This window comes from Pseudomonas sp. UBA7500, from assembly GCF_002478435.1.
GTDB lineage: Bacteria > Pseudomonadota > Gammaproteobacteria > Pseudomonadales > Pseudomonadaceae > Aquipseudomonas > Aquipseudomonas palmensis.
On the sequence record NZ_DLNW01000044.1, the window covers coordinates 127,744 to 144,980 of the forward strand.

The following is a 17,237-nucleotide window of genomic DNA, read 5'->3' on the forward strand; positions in this document are numbered from 1 at the left end:
ATCGCGCCCAGGAACTGGTTGAACCAGCCCGAGAGCTGGGCCGTTTCGTCGTTGCCGCGCACATGCAGGTTGCGGGTCAGGTCGCCTTCGCCCTGGGCGATGCCTTCCAGGCCGTGGGACACGTCGTTGATCGGGCGCACGATGACCTTGGCAAAGCTGGCACCGACGAAGGCGAACAGCAGCCCAAGCGCGGCGGCAATGCCGACGATCAGCCAGGTGAGGCGGGTGGCCGAGGCCATCACTTCACTCTGCTTGACCAGGCCGATGAAGCGCCAGCCCAGTTGCTCGGAAGGCCACACGTTGGCCATGTAGCGCTCACCGTCAAGCTCGATCTCCACCAGCCCCTGGGTAGTCTTGGCCAGTTGCGCATAGCCCTGGCCGAGGCTGTCGAGCTGCTTGAAGTTGTGCGCCGGCTGCTTGGGGTCGACCAGGATGTTGCCGCTCTGCTCCAGCAGCATCACGTAGCCGGTTTCACCCAGCTTGAGCTGCTTGATGATCTCGGTCAGTTGCTTGAGCGACACGTCCACGCTCACCACGCCGCCGTTGGCGCCCAGCGCGTTGGGCAGGCTGCGCACGGTGCTGACCAGCACCGCGTCGTCGTTGGCCCAGTAGTAGGCGGCGGTACGCAGGGTCTTGCCCGGGTTGGCCTGGGCCATCTTGAACCAGGGGCGCTGGCGCGGATCGTAGTTGGCCAGGCTGGGGTCTTCGGGCCATGAGATGTAGCCGCCCTCGGTGGTGCCGATGGAGATGTAGCCATAGGCCGGGTGGCTGGCGCCGAGGCGGGCAAAATAGTCGAATACCGGTTTGTCCTGCGGCCCCATCGGCAGCGTGGGGGCGTCGGGCGAAATGTACTTCTTCAGGCTGGCGTCGGTGTTCTGCAGCATGGGCAGCTTGCTGAGAAATTCGATGTTCTGGCTGATGCCGTCGAAGAACAACTGCATGGCATTGGCCACCTGTCGAATCTCGCGGTCGCTGCCGTCGACGAAGTTGTCCCGCGCCTCCAGGCGGATGTTCAGTATCACCAGCGTAGCGACGACCAGTATCGGTACGCAGGCGATGGTCGCGAAGCCCCACGTGAGTTTCTGTTTGATGTTCATATCCGCTCCGCTGACGCCGTTTAATTGTTGTTTCGTCTGGTCGGGTTATCGGCGTGGCGAGCGGCCGCTTGAGCAGCAAAGGCAAGGATTGTAGGACATTTCACCTGCGCACTCCTGCGGTGCACACAAGCGCGTTCATGCGCCGTTTCGGGGCGCAGAAAAGGTGGGTTCGCAGGGGGCATGGAAGGGGCTGGCAGAGTGCTATCTGGCTGGCTTGCGCGTCGGTTTTCAAGGTGGTTTTTTGCGTTGGCCTGGTAGTTGCCTGCCGAATGGACAAAGGAATGTCGTATCGGGAGATGTAAATGTCGCTATCGAACAATTGCATGCAACTGTCCGCCGCAGAAAAGCGCTGGCTGCCATGGTTTGGCAAGACCGGCAAACTGGCCATGGGCTGGGCCTGCCGCCTCAACCGATCGGCGTACCCGGTGATCGGGCAGACCTTCGAAGCCATTGCGCAAACCCGCGTCAAGTTGCTGCAGGGCTGGGCCCAGGAGCAGTGGGAGCACCTGGCGGAGCTGGCCGCCAGTGCCGGCAGCGACATCCGCAGCCTCGATGGGCAGGTATTGCAGCAGAAGCTGGCCCAGGCCGAAGACTTTTCCGAGTTGTTCGTGGTGGATGCGGCGGGCGAGGTGCTTGCCTCGACCTGGCGCGGCCAGGGCACGCGCCCGCGCATCGACCCACGGCCGCTGGCCGAGGGGCTGAAGGCGCCGTTTCTGCATGGGCCCTACAGCGACCCGCTGACCCTGGCGATCGGCCCGTCGACCTCCAGCTTTCATGATGAAGTGACGCTGATGTTCTACCAGCCGATCAAGGTCGACCGCCAGGTGGTGGGCTGCCTGTGCGCACGGGTGCCCAACGACGTACTGGGCGACCTGATCCAGCGCGAGGCCGGGCATATCTTTGCCGAGTCCGGGGACAACTACCTGTTCATGGTGCAGTCGCGTTTCGACCCCGGCCTGCAGCCGGGGGTGGCCTTGTCGCGCTCGCGCTTCGAGGACGGCACCTTCAGCCACGGCGAGAACCTCAAGAGCGGCGTGCACACTCCGTGGAAGACCGTGCAGGTGCAGCGCCACACCGAGCTTGAGCTGCGCTTCACCGACCCGGCCACCGGGCAATTGCACCCCGGCGTGCGCGAAACCATCCGCACCGGCGCCAACCTGTTCGTGAGCTACCCCGGCTATTCGGACTACCGCCACATTCCCGTGGTGGGCAAGGGTGTGACCTTTCAGTTGCCCGGTTCGCCGGACCGCTGGGGCATGATGTGCGAAGCCGACCTGGAGGAGGTGTACCGGCGGCGCTCGCTGAGCTACGGCCTGATGAAGCCGTACCTGGCGACCATGCTCGGCCTGTTCGTCAGCAACTACCTGGTGCAGCACTACAGCGGCCTCGACCAGGGCCTGATCGATGCGTGCGAGGGCGTGAGCCTACTGCTGGCCGCGCTGGTGTTCAGCGTGCTGGGGCCGCGGCGCCTCGCCGCGCGCCTGAGCGAGATGACCGGCGTGATCAGGGCCATCGCCGAAGGCGAGGGCAACCTGCGCCAGCGCCTGGACACCACGCGCATGGCCAATGACGAGACCGGCGACATGGGGCGCTGGATCAACAGCTTCATCGACCATCTGGACGCGGTGGTGGGGCAGGTGATCAAGGCCAGCCACAGCGTGGGCACCACCAACCAGATGATGCTGGGGCGCAGCCAGGCCGCCAGCCTCACCTCCGAGGAGGTGGCCGATGCCGTGCACCGCATGATGGTGATCGTGGAGGAGCAACTGGGCGAGATCCAGCAGGCCTCGGCCGGCGCCGAGCAGATGAAGCAGGCCATGGACGAGGTGGTCAGCCGGGCGCGGGAGCAGTTCCTGACCGTGCAGGCGGGCACCCAGTCGATACGCGATGTGGTGCAGCGTTCATCGTCCAGTGTCAGGTTGCTGGACAGCCGCATGGCCGAGATCGGCAACATCACCGGGCTGATCAGCGACATCACCAGCCAGACCAACCTGCTGGCGCTCAATGCCGCCATCGAGGCGGCGCGTGCCGGCGAGCATGGTCGCGGCTTTGCGGTGGTGGCCGACGAGGTGCGCAGCCTGGCGGCGCGCACGGCACGGGCGGCCGACGATATCCGTACGATGGTCGACGGTTTGCACAGCGAGACGCAGCAGGCCGTGGGCTTCATGCAGAGCGGCGTGCAGGACGTGGATGACAGCCTGCGCCTGGCCGAGCAGGCCTCGTCCGAGAACGTGCAATTGCACCGGGCCGTGGAGAACATGTTCGGCATCATCCAGCAGCTCAACCAGCGCAGCCTCGAGTACGGGCGCACCATCAAGGAGGTCGATCAGGCGTCACTGGAAATGCGCCAGACCGTGACGGTGTTGCACACCAGTGCCGAGACCGTGCGCTTGAATGCGAACAAGCTGCAGAAGCTGGTGGGCGTGTTCGAAGTCAGCCGCGGGGCAGGAGAGCCTGCCGCCGCATGACCCCGTTGGCGAAAACCCACCCCAAATCTTTTTTAAATCAGGGGGTTGCAAGCCCTCCCGAATGCGGACATAATGGCGTCCATCGAAAGCGACGAGAAATAAAAATCTCAACGTTTTCAATGAGATGCAAATCTCTACAGTTTGTACGTGATTGAGCTGCTTCAGAGGGTTCAGTCATTTGAGGCCGAGTAGCAAAGTGGTTATGCTCCGGATTGCAAATCCGTCTACGCCGGTTCGATTCCGACCTCGGCCTCCATTATTGAAAGCCCCGCAGATTAACGTCTGCGGGGTTTTTCTTTGGGCGAAAGAAAAGGCCTGAGTTCCGAAACTTTGAGGGTGGAGTTCCGAAACTTTTCTATTTAGAAGGCTTCGCGATGGCGCCGATCCTGCGGTAAACGCGCTCGGTAATGCCTTCTTTCGAGTGGCCAAGCAGCAAGCTGGCATCCCCCAGATCTGTGATCTCCGAAGCCGCCTTGGGGCGGATGTCGCGGAACTGAAACTGCGCGATTCGGTTGGCGAGCTCAGGCTGCTTCTCGCTGATGGCTTTCAGTCGGGCAGACTCCCGTGCCTCCTGCCACCGGTTGCGCAGCATCCCCCAAGACAACCGTTTGCCGCTGGCGCTCAGGATGAAGAATGGCGACAGATGATCTCGATTCCTAAGCTTGATGCGATCCAGAAGCGTGCCCAGGCTGTTGTTCACCCCATTAACTTCCAAGATGATCCTCAGTCGCTTACCGGTTTTGCCCTGGCTGACCAGTAGGTAGGCCCCTTCCAAGTCGTCCTTTCGCATGGACAGCACGTCCGCTGGCCGCTGGCCGGTCAGGTATGCCAGGTCCATCGCGTCCTTCAGCTCTACCGGGGCCTCTTCATACACCGCTCGCCATACTGCCTCGTTAGCGTAGTAGTCGCGGGGCTTCTCCTTGTTTTTTCTCACCCCCAGGCATGGATTCTGCTGCGTCGTCAGCCCCCACTCGCGAGCCGTGTTGAATACGTGCGACAGAAGCGCGATCTCACGATTGGCCCTGGTCTTCGCGGATCGGCTATCCCTGTACTGCGCGATCATGGCTGGTGTGATGGCATCGATAGGCGCCGAATCGAACACCATCCTCAGTTGCTTCAGTTCGTAGATGTTGTCTTTCTGGGTGCGGGGCGCTTTCTTAGGCAAGATGTGTCGTTCGTACTGATCGAAGATCCCTTTCATGGTCGTGAGTTCGGCCGGTATGGTTTTCGCCTCCAGCTCGGCCCATTTGAGTTTGGCCTGGGTCAGATCCGTGCCGAGGGGAATCTCCTTGCCGACGGGGTCACGGTAGTAATACCCGACCCATTCCTTGCCGCTCTTCCTAGTGCGCTTGCGCCGGTAAACACCAGGCGGCAGGTCGCGATTCTCGGTACTTCTGGGGCGCATTTCATTTCACTCGGGAAAAGTCAGGTGTCCACGCCGCGGTCGGCAGGGGTGGGGGTGTAACAGGCAGAACGCCGAGCGTGATGCCAAGCTTCATGCGCGCGTACTGGCGGCCCACCAGGGGGCGACCGCCGCGGCTCTCGACGAAGTGCCAGTTGCGATCAGTGAGCCAGCGACGCTGCCAGCCCCTGGCCTTGTAGCCAGTCAGGTCAGCCAGCTCTTCGTCCGAAAGGATCTCGGTTTCCATGGGTAGGCTCCAAGCCGCAGATTGGCGGCAATAGCTCTCCATGCCCGCGCATGTCGGCGGGCTTGAGTAGTAGGGGGAGGGGTTAGGCGAGTTCGGCTGCGAAGGCGTCGACCAGGGCCTGGCTGGTGAAGTTGATCGGGAGAGCGTCGGTGCTCTTTCCGTCGCTGATGAGTACCCAGCCGTTTTTGTACAAGGTGCAGGTGTTGCGGCCATGCTGGATCTTGGCGATCGGCAGGCCACCGAATGGGAGCCAGCGATTGATACGGTAGAGCAGCTTCATCGCGGCCCCCTGTAGATCAGGTAGGCCATATAGGCGAGGGCGATCATGGCTTCCACCTCTTGCCCACGCGGTAAACCATCATCATGTTGTGATGGAGCGGAACTTTGAGGACGTGGTCGAAGAACTCGCCCTTTCCAGAGATGAATCCGGTAGGCACCTTGGTTCCCCCGGCGCCGAATTCACGCCAGCATTCTTTGCCGCCGTTCTTTTCCCAGTAGGCGCGCTCGCGCTTTGGGATCTCATCGTAGGTTTTTTCGAACACAGAGATATCAGGGATATCGCAGATCCTGCGCCATGCGGGATTGCGCTTGCACCATTCAGCAGCATGCTGAGAGGCTTGATCGGCAGAGTAGAATTCCTTGGGACGTTGTTCGGTCATGACATCAGCTCCTTCGGCACCTGGACTGTCCAGCCGGTGATTTTGGTTATGACGGCTCTGCAGATCGCTACAAGCGGGCTCGGGCCCATCAGCCAGTTGGTGGGCTCATTCGGCCGGCTGGGGTAGGCCGTCCAGCCACCCCGCACTGGGCCATCGCCGATCTGATGCTTTGTCTTCAGCGGCCCTCCAAGCACCCAGTTCTCTTGCGGGTTGTACCGCTCGCAGCGTTCGGTTGCTTCGCCGCGGTACTGGACGAACACCCTGGCCGGCGCGCCGTAGTGCGGCTTGGCCACATGCACATCCAGCCCCTCGGCCTTGGCGACCGCCCAGGCCAACTGCTCGCCTACCAGGTCTGCCGTCTTCACTTCGATCAGGTCGCTCATGGCTTCACAGCCTGCATTTTGCTCCTGGCTACGTCCGTAACAGCATCGCGGATTGCGTCGTTGATGATACGAGCGTTGACCGCGCCCAACTGTGCATACATGGCACCATTCGCCGCCGCCATAAACCCGGCCCAGAGCCGACCTTTTTCGATTGGTCCGTCGAATCCGTTAGCCGCTGCAACATCGTCGAAGGTTGGCCGGAGCATGATCCACATGTCGCGACCCAGTGCTGATGCGTCTTTCACAGCTGATACCTCTCATCAATCCAGCGCCCAGGCGCCAGTGCGGGTGTAGGTTCGGGGTCTGTTTCGTGCGGGGACAGCTGGCGCTGGTTGCTGGCGTTTTCCCGGAAAAGCTTCTTGCAGGCCTCGGACTTGCCCAGGTCATTGATCAGGCATTTCTCCGGCTCGGGCGGGGCCAGCATCCAGTTGGGCAGGCAGGCCATACCGCTATCCGACTGCCAGCAGGTGACCGCGCGGGCTTTGTCTTCCTTCACTTCGAGGTGGCCGGGTTGCTCGATGCAGCCGGCCAGGGTGGCCACCAGCAGGAGGCTGAGGGTGAGGCGGGTCATGGCTGCACCTCGCCGCTGTAGCGCTCGTAGCCTTCGCCGTACTCATGGCAGTAGGTCGCAGGCCAGGCACCCCGGGTACCCTCTGGCACCATGTTGTACATGCAGGCGTAGGTGCCGCGACCCGGGGTTGTCTTGATCCAGACGTGGACAGGGCCGCCAAGCGCCCAGCCCGGATACCGCTTGATGGCTGCGGCCATGAACTGCTCAAGGTCGTGATGCCCCTTGCTCATGACGATGTAGGTGTCTTCGCCAACGCTCTGCACGTCGAGCGGATGCTGTTTCAGTCTCATGGCTGCACCTTGTGGCGAACCCACACGCAGATCGGGCCGTCCTCGGTGTCATGGATGGAAAAGATGAACCAGCCGTCACCCGCCGGTTGCGTAGGGTTCCAACTGGTGCAATCTGCCGTTCCGTCGTGGTACCAGGCTGCCTGCAGGGTTTCGGGTGCGTCGTACTCGAACTCAACCTGCTTTACGTCCAGGCTGCGATCATAGAACCAGGCATAGGGAATCAACTCCTCTTCCGTGGATGGCCACGCAGGGTGAGTCCAGAAACCGTGCTCATCACGCTCAATGGCTACCGGCTGAATCAGTTGCTTTCTTCAGGCATGACTTCGTCCTTGGCCGCCATATCGCGGCAGTGAATAGAGGGGAGAGGGGTTACAGCGGGGTGGAGTACAAATGTGCTCAGCCGTCTACGGCTAAGGCGTTAGCCGCAAGGTGATCCGCTTGATATGATCCGCGGCTTCATTTCCGATGTGGGTCACAAGGAGTTCAAGTGGGGACTGTCGCAGATGTATTCATCGTAGAAAGCCTTCGTCTAGCTGACGAGAGAGAGCGGCGGTTTGAAGGGCGGAGGCTCGCCGAAATTCTCCGCATGGCGGGGAAAAAGCCTAAATATTTCTACTTCGAGGAAAAGAGCGAGCTTCCGCACCTGTTGAAAATCTTCAAGCAATCGAAGTATCGCTTTTTCCACATGTCCTCCCATGCCTCGCTTGACAGGATCTACACAAATAAGGATACCTTCACCTACGCAGAGTTTGCTCAGACGTGCAAGGGGTATCTGAAGGAGCGGCGAGCTTTTTTTTCGGCTTGTGAACTAGGCAACGAAATGTTCACTCTGTCCCTCTCCGGAACCAACAAAGGCATGCATTCAATTGTTGCTCCGGCCGAGAAGATCCAGTTTGACCATGCCGCTGCTATTTGGGGTGCGTTTTACGTATCTGTATTTTCCTCAAACTCGCAGAGCATGAGGCATGCGGACATCCTTTCAAGATTGAAAATTCTCGGATCCTTGTTCCCCGTCGACTTCCACTTCTCCGGTTATGCTCCTAAGTCTGACCGGTGGAATCATCAGCTCATTCAAAAGTCATCCGTCAGTGCTTCGCTCGGTCAGGTGAAAGGAAACGAGCTCCTTGAGGGCTCTCCCATCACCGTTTGACCAGGATCAGGCAGCTCTCTGGTTGTATTGCTGGGGGTTTCCATGGATCGTTAGCCTTCGCAATAGCCGCCATAGGTGGAGGGCTGACGCTGTTGCCGCACATGTGCACCTGTTCGGTCTTGGTGAATGGCTTGCCGTCGGCACCCTTGTCGATGATGTAGCTGGCTGGGAAGCCTTGGGCGCGGTAGAGCTCGTGCGGCTGCAACATGCGAAGGCAGATGTCGACGATGACGTATGGGGTGCCCTTCACGAAGACGGTGACCAGGCCCAGGCGGTCCTTGGTGGTGATCGTTGGCGCTGGCGCGTCTGCTGCGCTGGTATTTTCAGTGCCGTAGTAGCTGATCAGGAATGCCGCGACGCGCAGGGCGCCTTCCTCATGTTCTGGTGACAGCTTGTACTCGACCAGGGCGTGATGCTCGGCACCGGCGGTCATTGTCGGTACCGGCTCATCCACGGCCCGGCCGACGCAGTTGCGGCGTAGAGTCGCCAGGCTGGCGGTCACGAGTCGCTGCTTGCTGCCGGTGTTGGTGACCGTGGTTAGCGGCTCGTCCGCGCCCTTTGCTGGCGTGGTGTTGAATCCGCCATTCGCTTGCTCAATGAAGGCAGTGACCAGGGCGCGATGGTTCTGCGTCATCAGCGTGCCCATGGGTTGATCGGCTGGCGCAGGCTTGCCAGCGTACACCGGGCCGCCTGCTCCGATCATCACAGGGCTGGCCATCATCAGCTCCCCGCGGTTGGCGGCTGTAACCGTGGGCAGCGGTTCACCCGGATCGTTCACCCGGACAGTGCCCTGATGGGTTGCTGGCAGAATCACGGCGCTCGACAGCGCATGCTTCACGCCGCCGGCGACGACTGTGCCCAACGGCTGATCCAGGCCTGGAACCCTCGGCTTTTGGCCGACACGTTCGCCGTATCCGGTCTGCACCAGGGTCGGGCTGGCCACGGCGAATGAACCGCCACGTGGCCACGAGGTAACCGTGCGCAGAGGCTCCTGCGCCGACTGGGTTAGCTCACCTGACCAGTTTGCGATTGGCACGATGAAAGGCTGCGGGTTGTCCAACACGAACTTCTTTATGCCCTTTGCCACGCGGCGCAGCGTTGCGGCTGCCAACTCCTTCTTGCGGCCGAAGATGCTCTTGCTCGGCACGCTCCAGTCGATGCAGTCGGCAGCCGTGCGCCACTTCTGTTGGCCCTTGGCGGGGTTCTTTGCGTGGGTTGGCTCTGGCCACACGATTGGCTGTCCATCGCACCGGGCGATCATGAACAGGCGCTCGCGGCTGGTGGGCGCGCCGAAGTCGCAGGCCTTGATGATCCGCCACCCCACCTGGTAGCCCATGTCTTCGAGCAAGTGCACGAACCGGCGCCAGGTGATGCCGCGACGTTTTGGGGCGGGCACCAGGAATTGCTGCTGCACCCGTACGCGCTCGCCAACGGCGGCCACGGTGCCATCAAGCTTCATCACCCGGCCGGTGGCCTTGTCTCGTTTGGCGATCAGCGGGCCCCACTGCAAAATCTGCTTCACGTTCTCCAGGCTGATCACCCGGGGCTTCTTCATGCCGGCCCACTTGAGGCCGATCCACGAGAGGTTCCGGATCTCGCGCTTGCGCGGTTGGCCGCCGGCAGCCTGGCTGTGGTGGGTGCAGTCCGGGCTCATGTGGAACCAACCCACCGGCCGCCCCTGGCATTCCTCGTCCGGGTCACCCTCGAATACGTCAGTGGTGAAGTGGCGCGCCGCCGGGTGGTTGGCGGTGTGCATGCTGATCGCGGCCGGGCTGTGGTTCTTGGCAACAGTGACCGCGCGGCCCAAGCCCATCTCAAGGCCGGTACCGGCTCCACCACCGCCACAGAAGAAATCCACCACGATCTCATCGTCTTGCGGGTCGAAGCCAAGGCCGTACTGGGTTTTGAAGTCGAGCGGGTTCTTTTTCTGAAATGCAGACATAGGCGGTCCTCGCCGGGGGTGGCGTGATGGATAGATTTGGGGTTAGATCAGGCGCTGGATATGGGGAACAGCGGGAGCAGAGATGGGCTGGGAATGCGTTCTAAGCTGGGTCGAAAACCACCCAGGCGTGGCGTCATGGGTGCAGGCCGTAGGATCAGTTGGGGCAATTGGAATCGCGATTTGGATTGCTTCCTCGCAACGGCGATCCCAGGTTCGTTCCGAAAAAGAAAAAGCAAAATTGGTGTTGAATCTGATCAAAACTGTTGCGGCCAGGGCTGATAGGGCAGTTTCAAATGAGTCGGTCAGCTCAATGACCCTCAATGGGCAGATGAACCTCATCACGGGACTATGCGCCACTTTGGAAAAGATCGACCTTTTGAACTTGCCCGCCGAAAATATGCTGGAGCCAACCTGCAATTTGAGAGACGCGATGCGAGCTTTGGAGGCCGGTATGCGAGAGGCCCAGCGGCAGCAATACCTCCCCACCTGGCTAGGTATGGGAGAAGCGATACTGTGGACGGCCATGGTGAAGACGGCAGCAAAGCAGATCGCTGACCTAAATTGATGTCGTTGGTCCTGGCATTATCGTTGAATAGGGGAAGGCGCTGGGGGCAGCGACGGAGGGTCAGGCCGGATCGGCGAGAGGCAGCAGCACCTGGGCCTGATCGACGGCACCGGCAGGGCGAACGGTATTGAACCCTGTCTCAACCGCCGCCAGGTTTTCGATCCAGTGACGTTCCCGCTGGGTGATATAGGCCGCTCGATTGGTGCAATATGCCGGGTAGGCGATCACCTCGAGCACGGAAAACTCCCAGTCGGTGATATCGGAGCCGCCCAGGGCCGCGTGGAATTTGCAGCTGGTTGGGTTGCTCAGGTGTTGCCACCACCGTAGCGTGAACGGCTGCGTGGTCTGGCCGACGTAGACGCGGCCGCTGGACTTCTGGCGCACCTGGTAGATCACCGGCGGCGAACGACCCTCGCTTGCCAGTTTGAATTCCGAAAGGTCGCGAAACTTGGCCGCCGCCTGGCACTTCTCGGTGCAGTAGTCGTGGCTTTTCGTTTCGGTGTGCGGATCGTTGTATTTGTCGATCAATTTGAAGATGGTGCCGCACTCTTTGCACGACCTGTTTTCGAAGCGACTCAGCAGGTAGGTGTCGTGTTCGTCGATCGGCTGGATGTGTAGCAGATACTCGTGCGCGTCCATGTCCTTGCGAAGTACCCGCGACGGGAACTGGCGTTCGTATTGCTCCTCGACCACGGCTTTCGCTGCCTTGCGGTCGGGCCCCTCAACCATGCCGCTGAACACTGGCGGCCAGGCCCATTCATCCTCGCCGTATGCGTTTTTGGCCGGGCGGCGCCCCTTGATCTGGTAGTAGAACTTGGCCATGGCTTTCTCCATGCATGCGCCGCCCTCCGTGGCCGGATGCGGCATGGTGGCAATTTGGTTTGGGATGGGGTATTACGACAGGTCGGCAATGAGGCCGGATCAAGGAGGTCAGCTTGGATCACATAATTGACAATGGCGGCGCCCGGAGAATGTCCGACCTAATACGCGCGCAGGCTGTGCAGCAGCAGAAAATTACAGACCCGGTAATCCCCGCGTTCAAGGGGCTGACGGAGTACATACAGGCATTCGAGTCCGAGCTCGACGATGAGCATGAGGTCGGCGCGAGGCTGGTTAGTTTCGGCAGTGCAATTCAATTTCACGTCGAGAGCGTTGGGTATAAAGCGCCAAGCCTCGTGACCTTTATTGGTGTGACCGATGCTGGGGACCGGGTGCAACTCGTCCAGCATGTCTCTCAGCTCAGCTTCTTGTTGGTTGCCGTTAGAAAGCGGGAAGAGAAGCCGTATCGTGTTGGTTTCCACGCAGACTGATTTGTCAGGGCGTGGCAATTTCATCGCCCGGATCGCGCCTCAACTCAGCCCGAGTGGCTGCCGCAAACTTGCGCGCTAGTTTTGGCGATATCTTAAAAGCTGGCGCGTCAGGCTTTTTCAGGCGGCGCGCCTGCTCTCGATGGTCAACGGCGATGAACGCCCGGTGCAGGTCCTGTAGTAGCTCCTGCAGCTGGGTGTAGCCGTGAGCCTTCATCGCCTTGGTCAGCTCCGCGCGCGTCCCGGCCGCCGACTCCACAGGCAGCGTCTCGATACCCAAGCGCTCGGCCTCGGCCTTCTTCCTGTCGCGGTAATCCGCCGAGTGCTTCGCTGCTCCCGTCTTCTTTTCGGCCATGGCCGGTACCTCCCAGGCCGCTGGGCGGCAAAGTGATCTGCTGCTGGCGCCGGCCATGCCGTGCGCGGTTGAGTACTCGCTGGATCATTCCGACCCGCCGAGGGTGATGCTGTTCTCTTGGGCGATCAGCCTGATGCGCGTGTGGCTGGTCTGCATTGCCTTGCCAATCTCCTGGGCGTTCATGTCCTGAGCTGCCAGCTCTCGCACCATCGGCGCTGCTGCGTCACGTGCGGCGCGCTGCTTGCGCTGGTGCGGGTTCTTCATGCCGCAGCATTCGCCGCTCACGCCGGCCTCGATCAGCATGGGCCGCTTGCCAGCCGCAAAGAACTGATCGATCTGCGCGCTGAGGTCGGCCATCACTTGCAGTCGTGGGTCGGGGATAGGGCTGCCGATGTTCATTGGCGGCCCGCCTTGCGATCAGCCGCGGCTTCCAGCGCCTGGGCGGTGTTGACCGCAACCTTGTAGTGAAGCAGAACACCCGGGTCTTGCCCGTGGCGCGCTCGATGATGTGGTAGGCCTTGCCCTTGGCGACGACCTGGTAGCGCACCGACTGGGCCGGCGCGGTCAGGCCGAGGATGACGTGGAGGTTTGCCGGCGGCAGGGTGGTTCGTGCATGCATCGCGGCCAGGCCGTCGACGCGCTGCTGCATGGATGGGTGCATGGGGATCTCCAAGGGACGGGCAAGAAAAAGCCCGGCGTACCGGGCTGGCTCAGTAAGTACCACCTCACGTGAGCTACCGAGGCCGCATGTGGCGGTCCGGCAAGAGCTGGCGGTTACATGGCGGCATCCTCCGTTGTTCGCCACTGGGAAGGCAGTGGCCACCTATGAGTGCAGTTCCACGCTCTCGGCGCGGCGCAGCACGCGAACCTGGGCGATGCGTCGTTCAGGTGCCCGGCGGTCGCGCCGCATCGGGTCGCCGCCACCGGCGGCAAGTGAGTGCATCGCGATCAGCGCGACGAGCACGAAGCACATCGGGCTGATGATCTGGCGCTTCATGGCCTCGGCTACCATCGCGGCGCGGCGCTGCACGCCGAGCTTGAACATCGCCGCCGACAGCCGCTTCGCAACCGTGCCCGGTGCAATGTCGATTGAGCGGGCGATCTCTTTTGCGGTCATGCCCTGGGCAACTGCGAGCAGGCATTGAAGCTCGCGCGGGGCCAGGCCGCGCCCGAGGTGACCTTTCCACTGGCCGCTGACGATTGTCGATTCCATGATTTGCCTCGGTGTGTGGCTGCATTGGTCGTAACGCTCGCCGCCGCAAAACTCCCGGACCAGGGGAGGGCGAGCGTCACGACCAATGCAGCCTGGTGCTGGGGAGTACCAGGTGATTGGGCCGGTTATGTTTCCGGCGTCGTTGCCATCGACCGCGACTGGTTCAGGACCGTCCGAAGACCTTCTGGCTATCGGGGCTGGTGGCTCCAGCGCGCTCCGGGCAGGCTATTCTCTCGGCCTGCCAGCGCCTGGCTCTGTAGCGGCCAGGAGCTGCCAATTCCCATGGCTGGGCGAGGCACTTCGCTTCCTACTTCATGATGGCGACCCTCCTGTTGATTTCCCGTCTGGCCCTGTGGCCAAGGCCAGTCGGTGAAACCATCCCGGCCTCGCTACTGGCGACAGGCCGGGTGCACATCGTTGTTTGTTCCTCCGGCCGCGGCCTTCTGCCCGCCGGATAACTGTTCTTGGCGCTTTACGCTGCACGCCTGGTCAGTTGCCAATCCGTCTTCTTTCTTTCCCTCGTAGCAGCCTCTGCAGCCATTTCGGCTGGCTGCAAAGAAGACGCCGTAGATACTGCCGCTTACGAGCCGACTACCGAACACTGCCAGCCCAACTACCTGAAGTCGCTTCCAGACAACAAGGCTCGCGAAGACCTGGTCGAGAAGTGCATGACTGGTGGCTCGTACAAAAAGTCAGAGCCAAAGACCTGGTAACGTCCGTTACAGTCAGCGCCGCCTCATCAGGCGGCGTTTTCGTATGGGGGGAAGGCGCTGGCGGGCAGCGCTGCTGGTGTTATGCTTCGCCGCTTACCAAACAGGGAGAGTGGTAGTGAAACTGCGGGAAAAGCATAAGGCATTTCAGGAATGGTTCACGCCGCGGCGGCGTCGGCGAGCGGGCGGTACGTTGCTCGTCATCTGGACTGTCGGCATCTGCGTTTACCCTGGCAAGCACTGGATCTACGTGATGATTCCCGGAATGATGTGGTTCATGAGCGCTTGGCCTCCCGAGCTCCATGACAAGCGCTGAGGCACTGGCGGGCGGCGCCGAAGGGGCAGGCCGCGCGGCGCTTCAGTTGATCAGTAAGCTGCGTTGGCAGGTTGCGGATAGTCAGGCTGCTGCTGTCCTGGTCGAACTCAATCTTGGAGCCGAGCAAGTGAGGCTCGAAGCTGATCGACAAACCCTCTGCTCGACCGGGGTAGCGCCTGAACTGGTTCAGGGTGCGCTTGTGCGCAGTGAAGCTTTCCATCAGGCCGTAGTCCCCGGCCTTGATAAATTCGGCGAAGGTCGCGGGTCGATCTTCATCGAGCACCTGCACCGTGTAGTGAGGCCCAAATATCAACATCAACCGGTCGGAACAGGGTCAATGCGGGAGCGCATTCAGGTGGGGCAAGACGTAATGCTTCGCGGCGGCATGCGCCGCCCTTTGTGACCTGAGCGCCTACGCAAGTTATCGTGCGGTTATGGATGGATTACTGAAGGAGGCGTGAATGCTGTGGTTCGGAACCGACAAAGCCAGGTTCAAGGTTCAGCGGCGCATCGCGGGCGTCGTCTTGTTCATCGCGGTCTTCTTTCTGGCCGCACAGCTCGAAGCATGGCGCTCAGATAACGCCGCATTTGGCGATGTACTGGACGGCATCATCTTGACTGTGTTTGCAGGAGGCATGTTCTACCTGGCAGGCAGATGGTGACTCTGGTGACCCTCCGTGGCCGGATGCGGCATGGGGGTGAATGAATCTTTTCATCCAGCGTCGTCTACATTGGAGGGGCTATCCCCTTTCTGAGAGTACGGCCATGCTCAAATCGAAAATGTTGATCTCAGTGCTTACAAGCCTTGTTTTAATTACAGGCTCGGTCGGCGCATGCGCTGACCCCGGTAATGGAAAAGGGCAAGGCAACGGAAAGGGTAACGCCCACAATGCTCAAGGCCACGGCAACCAGGGGAGCGGGGCGAAGGGAACGCGTTCAGGGCAAAATGACTGGGACCACGGCCCGAACATTGATCGTGGCAGCGTCCTGAATGTACTGAACAGTTACCGCAATTATTGGGCCCCAAGTCCAGCACTACCGCCTGGCATCCAGAAGAACTTGGCACGAGGAAAACCGCTCCCTCCTGGCATCGCGAAAAAGCTCGACGCAAGACTTATCGGCCATCTACCGCGCTACGATGGCTATGAGTGGCAACAAGCTGGAACAGACTTGATTCTCGTTGCTATTGCCACTGGCATCATCTACGAAGTGATAAATGGAGTGCTGGATTAAGCTCGATCTATTAGAAGCTCGCATCAGGCTTTTCAGGCGGCGCGCCTGCTCCTCTGGATGCGAGTTGAAGGGTTACGGGTGCTGTGCGCTTGGACCGACAAGGAGCCGATAGCGCCTGAAGTACGTACCGTCGATATCAACTTCTCCGTCAGGGCGAAACCCTAGGCGCAGTACACCTTTGATTCGAACTCTGGTTGGTGGAAGCAGTAGGGTAATCGACTCCAGCCTCAACTCCTGAACAGCGCGCCGTACGATTTCATTGAAAATTACCTTTCCCAATCCCCAGTAGTGTGGATGGAGCACCAAGGCAAGATCGGCCTCGTCGCCCTCTTTCTGTAGCCCACCCCAACCGGCAAATTCATTCTCGACGAAGAAGGCCCAGGGCCCATATCCGTTAAGGACCCATTGGGCCTCTTTTTGGGCGACCCATGCCTTGCATTTTTTTTCGTCAAAGTCGGGGCGGCCCAAGGGCATCTGGCGTAAGACATCTGGATTGTTGTTAAGCGCCATGATGTCATCGGTTGAAACATCGCTGAGATGTCGGAACGTTAGCTGCATGATTTGCCTTGCGGATGACTTGATGTTCACCAATACCGGCAACCCACCATTATTTCAATGTCCAGGGGCGTGATGAGCAGACCGATGCCGCCACCATCGCCGACCGGATCAACCAGCAAAAGCTGAACCTGGCCAATAACTACAGTGATAGCGCCTGCGGCATGAGCCTCGACGAGTGCAACCAGAAGCTGGCGGCCCTTAAATTATGCTCATGCAGAAAAATGGCTCAAAAAAAGCCCGCGCTAGACGGGCTCAAGTATGCGTCGGGACAGTGACCTCACACGTTATGAGGGCTCAAATCGGGTGCCGCAAGCATGACACAGCCAACTACGGCGCCAGACTTCCAACTTGTCGTATTGCGCGACGTTGAACCGCCAATGACGAACAAAACCGATCACGCCGATTGCAATGAACGCAACGCCAATGAAGAACCTGGTCCAATCGACTCCCCACCAGGTGTTCATGAGTTTAAGGCCGTCATACAGGATGATGGAGCCCACGATCGTAAGTATGACGGGCCCCAGCAAGCGTTTGCCTGGTGGGGGAGAGACGCTGGCGGCCAGGTCAGTCTGATGTTTACCCGTCGTCTCGACCGTAACACTTGGCCCTACTCCGGATTGCACTTGATGCGTGGTTTTGATGCGGGAGGTGCCTGCGGCATGGATAACGGACAGCAGTTGAACATTTTGCCCGTGACAGTGTGGGCACGCGACGGCATTGTGACTTACCACTAGTTCATTCCTTTGAAATGACAAAGTGCGCATTTTAAAA

At 60.4% G+C, this 17,237-nt stretch carries 23 protein-coding genes, 1 tRNA gene and 2 pseudogenes; 9 read left to right on the forward strand and 17 right to left on the reverse strand.

Features of this window, described 5'->3' with window-relative positions:
• Positions 1-8 precede the first annotated feature (8 nt).
• Positions 9-1,097: pseudogene (locus tag B4I46_RS25705) on the reverse strand (cache domain-containing sensor histidine kinase); the annotation flags it as partial.
• Positions 1,098-2,914: 1,817 nt separating this feature from the next.
• On the opposite strand from B4I46_RS25705, the gene B4I46_RS25710 reads away from it, so the two are divergent.
• Complete coding sequence (locus tag B4I46_RS25710) at positions 2,915-3,565, forward strand: methyl-accepting chemotaxis protein (protein ID WP_370409201.1); 651 nt, start codon at positions 2,915-2,917, stop codon at positions 3,563-3,565.
• A gap of 182 nt (positions 3,566-3,747) precedes the next feature.
• A tRNA-Cys gene (locus B4I46_RS17605) sits at positions 3,748-3,821 on the forward strand.
• A gap of 99 nt (positions 3,822-3,920) precedes the next feature.
• Here the strand turns inward: B4I46_RS17605 and B4I46_RS17610 are convergent.
• The 9 genes from B4I46_RS17610 to B4I46_RS17650 all read right to left on the reverse strand — a co-directional run bounded on the left by B4I46_RS17610 (position 3,921) and on the right by B4I46_RS17650 (position 7,341).
• Positions 3,921-4,970: a tyrosine-type recombinase/integrase gene (locus B4I46_RS17610; protein WP_286901180.1), complete on the reverse strand. Its 1,050-nt coding sequence runs from the start codon at positions 4,968-4,970 to the stop codon at positions 3,921-3,923.
• Between the two features lies 1 nt (position 4,971).
• The gene (locus tag B4I46_RS17615) at positions 4,972-5,214 is read right to left on the reverse strand and encodes a DUF4224 domain-containing protein (RefSeq protein WP_088514779.1); all 243 of its coding nucleotides are present in this window, start codon (positions 5,212-5,214) and stop codon (positions 4,972-4,974) included.
• An 82-nt stretch (positions 5,215-5,296) separates the two neighbouring features.
• Complete coding sequence (locus B4I46_RS17620) at positions 5,297-5,494, reverse strand: hypothetical protein (RefSeq protein WP_176515927.1); 198 nt, start codon at positions 5,492-5,494, stop codon at positions 5,297-5,299.
• Between the two features lie 43 nt (positions 5,495-5,537).
• Positions 5,538-5,873: a hypothetical protein gene (locus B4I46_RS17625; RefSeq protein ID WP_286901182.1), complete on the reverse strand. Its 336-nt coding sequence runs from the start codon at positions 5,871-5,873 to the stop codon at positions 5,538-5,540.
• The gene (locus tag B4I46_RS17630; RefSeq protein WP_286901183.1) at positions 5,870-6,256 is read right to left on the reverse strand and encodes a phage protein NinX family protein; all 387 of its coding nucleotides are present in this window, start codon (positions 6,254-6,256) and stop codon (positions 5,870-5,872) included. The genes B4I46_RS17625 and B4I46_RS17630 overlap by 4 nt, the downstream gene beginning before the upstream one ends.
• A complete protein-coding gene (locus tag B4I46_RS17635) occupies positions 6,253-6,501 on the reverse strand; it encodes a hypothetical protein (RefSeq protein ID WP_286901184.1) in 249 nt (82 codons plus the stop codon). The genes B4I46_RS17630 and B4I46_RS17635 overlap by 4 nt, the downstream gene beginning before the upstream one ends.
• Positions 6,498-6,827, reverse strand: coding sequence for a hypothetical protein (locus tag B4I46_RS17640; RefSeq protein ID WP_286901185.1), 330 nt, complete (start codon positions 6,825-6,827; stop codon positions 6,498-6,500). The genes B4I46_RS17635 and B4I46_RS17640 overlap by 4 nt, the downstream gene beginning before the upstream one ends.
• Positions 6,824-7,117 (reverse strand): hypothetical protein, encoded by a 294-nt coding sequence (locus B4I46_RS17645; protein ID WP_275731657.1) that lies wholly within the window; start codon positions 7,115-7,117, stop codon positions 6,824-6,826. The genes B4I46_RS17640 and B4I46_RS17645 overlap by 4 nt, the downstream gene beginning before the upstream one ends.
• On the reverse strand, positions 7,114-7,341 hold the full coding sequence (locus B4I46_RS17650; protein WP_286901187.1) for a hypothetical protein: 228 nt from the start codon (positions 7,339-7,341) through the stop codon (positions 7,114-7,116). Before B4I46_RS17650 ends, B4I46_RS17645 begins: the two co-directional genes overlap by 4 nt.
• Before the next feature lie 263 nt (positions 7,342-7,604).
• On the opposite strand from B4I46_RS17650, the gene B4I46_RS17655 reads away from it, so the two are divergent.
• Positions 7,605-8,267: a hypothetical protein gene (locus B4I46_RS17655; RefSeq protein ID WP_286901189.1), complete on the forward strand. Its 663-nt coding sequence runs from the start codon at positions 7,605-7,607 to the stop codon at positions 8,265-8,267.
• Here B4I46_RS17655 and B4I46_RS17660 read toward each other — a convergent pair.
• Complete coding sequence (locus B4I46_RS17660; RefSeq protein WP_286901191.1) at positions 8,257-10,209, reverse strand: DNA cytosine methyltransferase; 1,953 nt, start codon at positions 10,207-10,209, stop codon at positions 8,257-8,259. The two genes, B4I46_RS17655 and B4I46_RS17660, sit on opposite strands and share 11 nt — an antisense overlap.
• 82 nt (positions 10,210-10,291) lie before the next feature.
• Here B4I46_RS17660 and B4I46_RS17665 point away from each other — a divergent pair, with 82 nt between their 5' ends.
• A complete protein-coding gene (locus B4I46_RS17665; RefSeq protein WP_286901193.1) occupies positions 10,292-10,774 on the forward strand; it encodes a hypothetical protein in 483 nt (160 codons plus the stop codon).
• Between the two features lie 60 nt (positions 10,775-10,834).
• On the opposite strand, the gene B4I46_RS17670 is transcribed toward B4I46_RS17665, so the two are convergent.
• Positions 10,835-11,596, reverse strand: a complete 762-nt coding sequence (locus tag B4I46_RS17670; RefSeq protein ID WP_286901194.1) for a GIY-YIG nuclease family protein — start codon at positions 11,594-11,596, stop codon at positions 10,835-10,837.
• Positions 11,597-11,709: 113 nt separating this feature from the next.
• On the opposite strand from B4I46_RS17670, the gene B4I46_RS17675 reads away from it, so the two are divergent.
• Positions 11,710-12,084 carry a DUF6173 family protein gene (locus B4I46_RS17675; RefSeq protein WP_286901195.1) on the forward strand — a complete coding sequence of 125 codons (375 nt, stop codon included), beginning with the start codon at positions 11,710-11,712 and terminating at the stop codon, positions 12,082-12,084.
• Between the two features lie 4 nt (positions 12,085-12,088).
• Here the strand turns inward: B4I46_RS17675 and B4I46_RS17680 are convergent, their stop codons facing one another.
• The 3 genes from B4I46_RS17680 to B4I46_RS17690 all read right to left on the reverse strand — a co-directional run bounded on the left by B4I46_RS17680 (position 12,089) and on the right by B4I46_RS17690 (position 13,649).
• Positions 12,089-12,436, reverse strand: coding sequence for a hypothetical protein (locus B4I46_RS17680; protein ID WP_286901197.1), 348 nt, complete (start codon positions 12,434-12,436; stop codon positions 12,089-12,091).
• 84 nt (positions 12,437-12,520) lie between these two features.
• Positions 12,521-12,835, reverse strand: a complete 315-nt coding sequence (locus B4I46_RS17685; protein ID WP_286901198.1) for a hypothetical protein — start codon at positions 12,833-12,835, stop codon at positions 12,521-12,523.
• Positions 12,836-13,259: 424 nt separating this feature from the next.
• The gene (locus B4I46_RS17690) at positions 13,260-13,649 is read right to left on the reverse strand and encodes a response regulator transcription factor (protein WP_254999952.1); all 390 of its coding nucleotides are present in this window, start codon (positions 13,647-13,649) and stop codon (positions 13,260-13,262) included.
• Positions 13,650-14,113: 464 nt separating this feature from the next.
• Here B4I46_RS17690 and trbK point away from each other — a divergent pair, with 464 nt between their 5' ends.
• Positions 14,114-14,362 carry an entry exclusion lipoprotein TrbK gene (gene trbK / locus B4I46_RS17695; RefSeq protein ID WP_286901199.1) on the forward strand — a complete coding sequence of 83 codons (249 nt, stop codon included), beginning with the start codon at positions 14,114-14,116 and terminating at the stop codon, positions 14,360-14,362.
• A 272-nt stretch (positions 14,363-14,634) separates the two neighbouring features.
• Here the strand turns inward: trbK and B4I46_RS17700 are convergent.
• Positions 14,635-14,961, reverse strand: a pseudogene (locus tag B4I46_RS17700) (nucleoid-associated protein); the annotation flags it as partial.
• Between the two features lie 175 nt (positions 14,962-15,136).
• Here B4I46_RS17700 and B4I46_RS17705 point away from each other — a divergent pair.
• Positions 15,137-15,337 (forward strand): hypothetical protein, encoded by a 201-nt coding sequence (locus tag B4I46_RS17705; RefSeq protein ID WP_043861703.1) that lies wholly within the window; start codon positions 15,137-15,139, stop codon positions 15,335-15,337.
• A gap of 103 nt (positions 15,338-15,440) precedes the next feature.
• The gene (locus B4I46_RS17710) at positions 15,441-15,908 is read left to right on the forward strand and encodes an anti-virulence regulator CigR family protein (RefSeq protein ID WP_282361328.1); all 468 of its coding nucleotides are present in this window, start codon (positions 15,441-15,443) and stop codon (positions 15,906-15,908) included.
• Between the two features lie 72 nt (positions 15,909-15,980).
• Here B4I46_RS17710 and B4I46_RS17715 read toward each other — a convergent pair whose 3' ends face one another.
• A complete protein-coding gene (locus tag B4I46_RS17715) occupies positions 15,981-16,466 on the reverse strand; it encodes a GNAT family N-acetyltransferase (RefSeq protein WP_286901201.1) in 486 nt (161 codons plus the stop codon).
• A 314-nt stretch (positions 16,467-16,780) separates the two neighbouring features.
• On the opposite strand from B4I46_RS17715, the gene B4I46_RS17720 reads away from it, so the two are divergent.
• Positions 16,781-17,200, forward strand: coding sequence for a hypothetical protein (locus tag B4I46_RS17720; protein ID WP_286901203.1), 420 nt, complete (start codon positions 16,781-16,783; stop codon positions 17,198-17,200).
• The last annotated feature ends 37 nt before the right edge of the window (positions 17,201-17,237 follow it).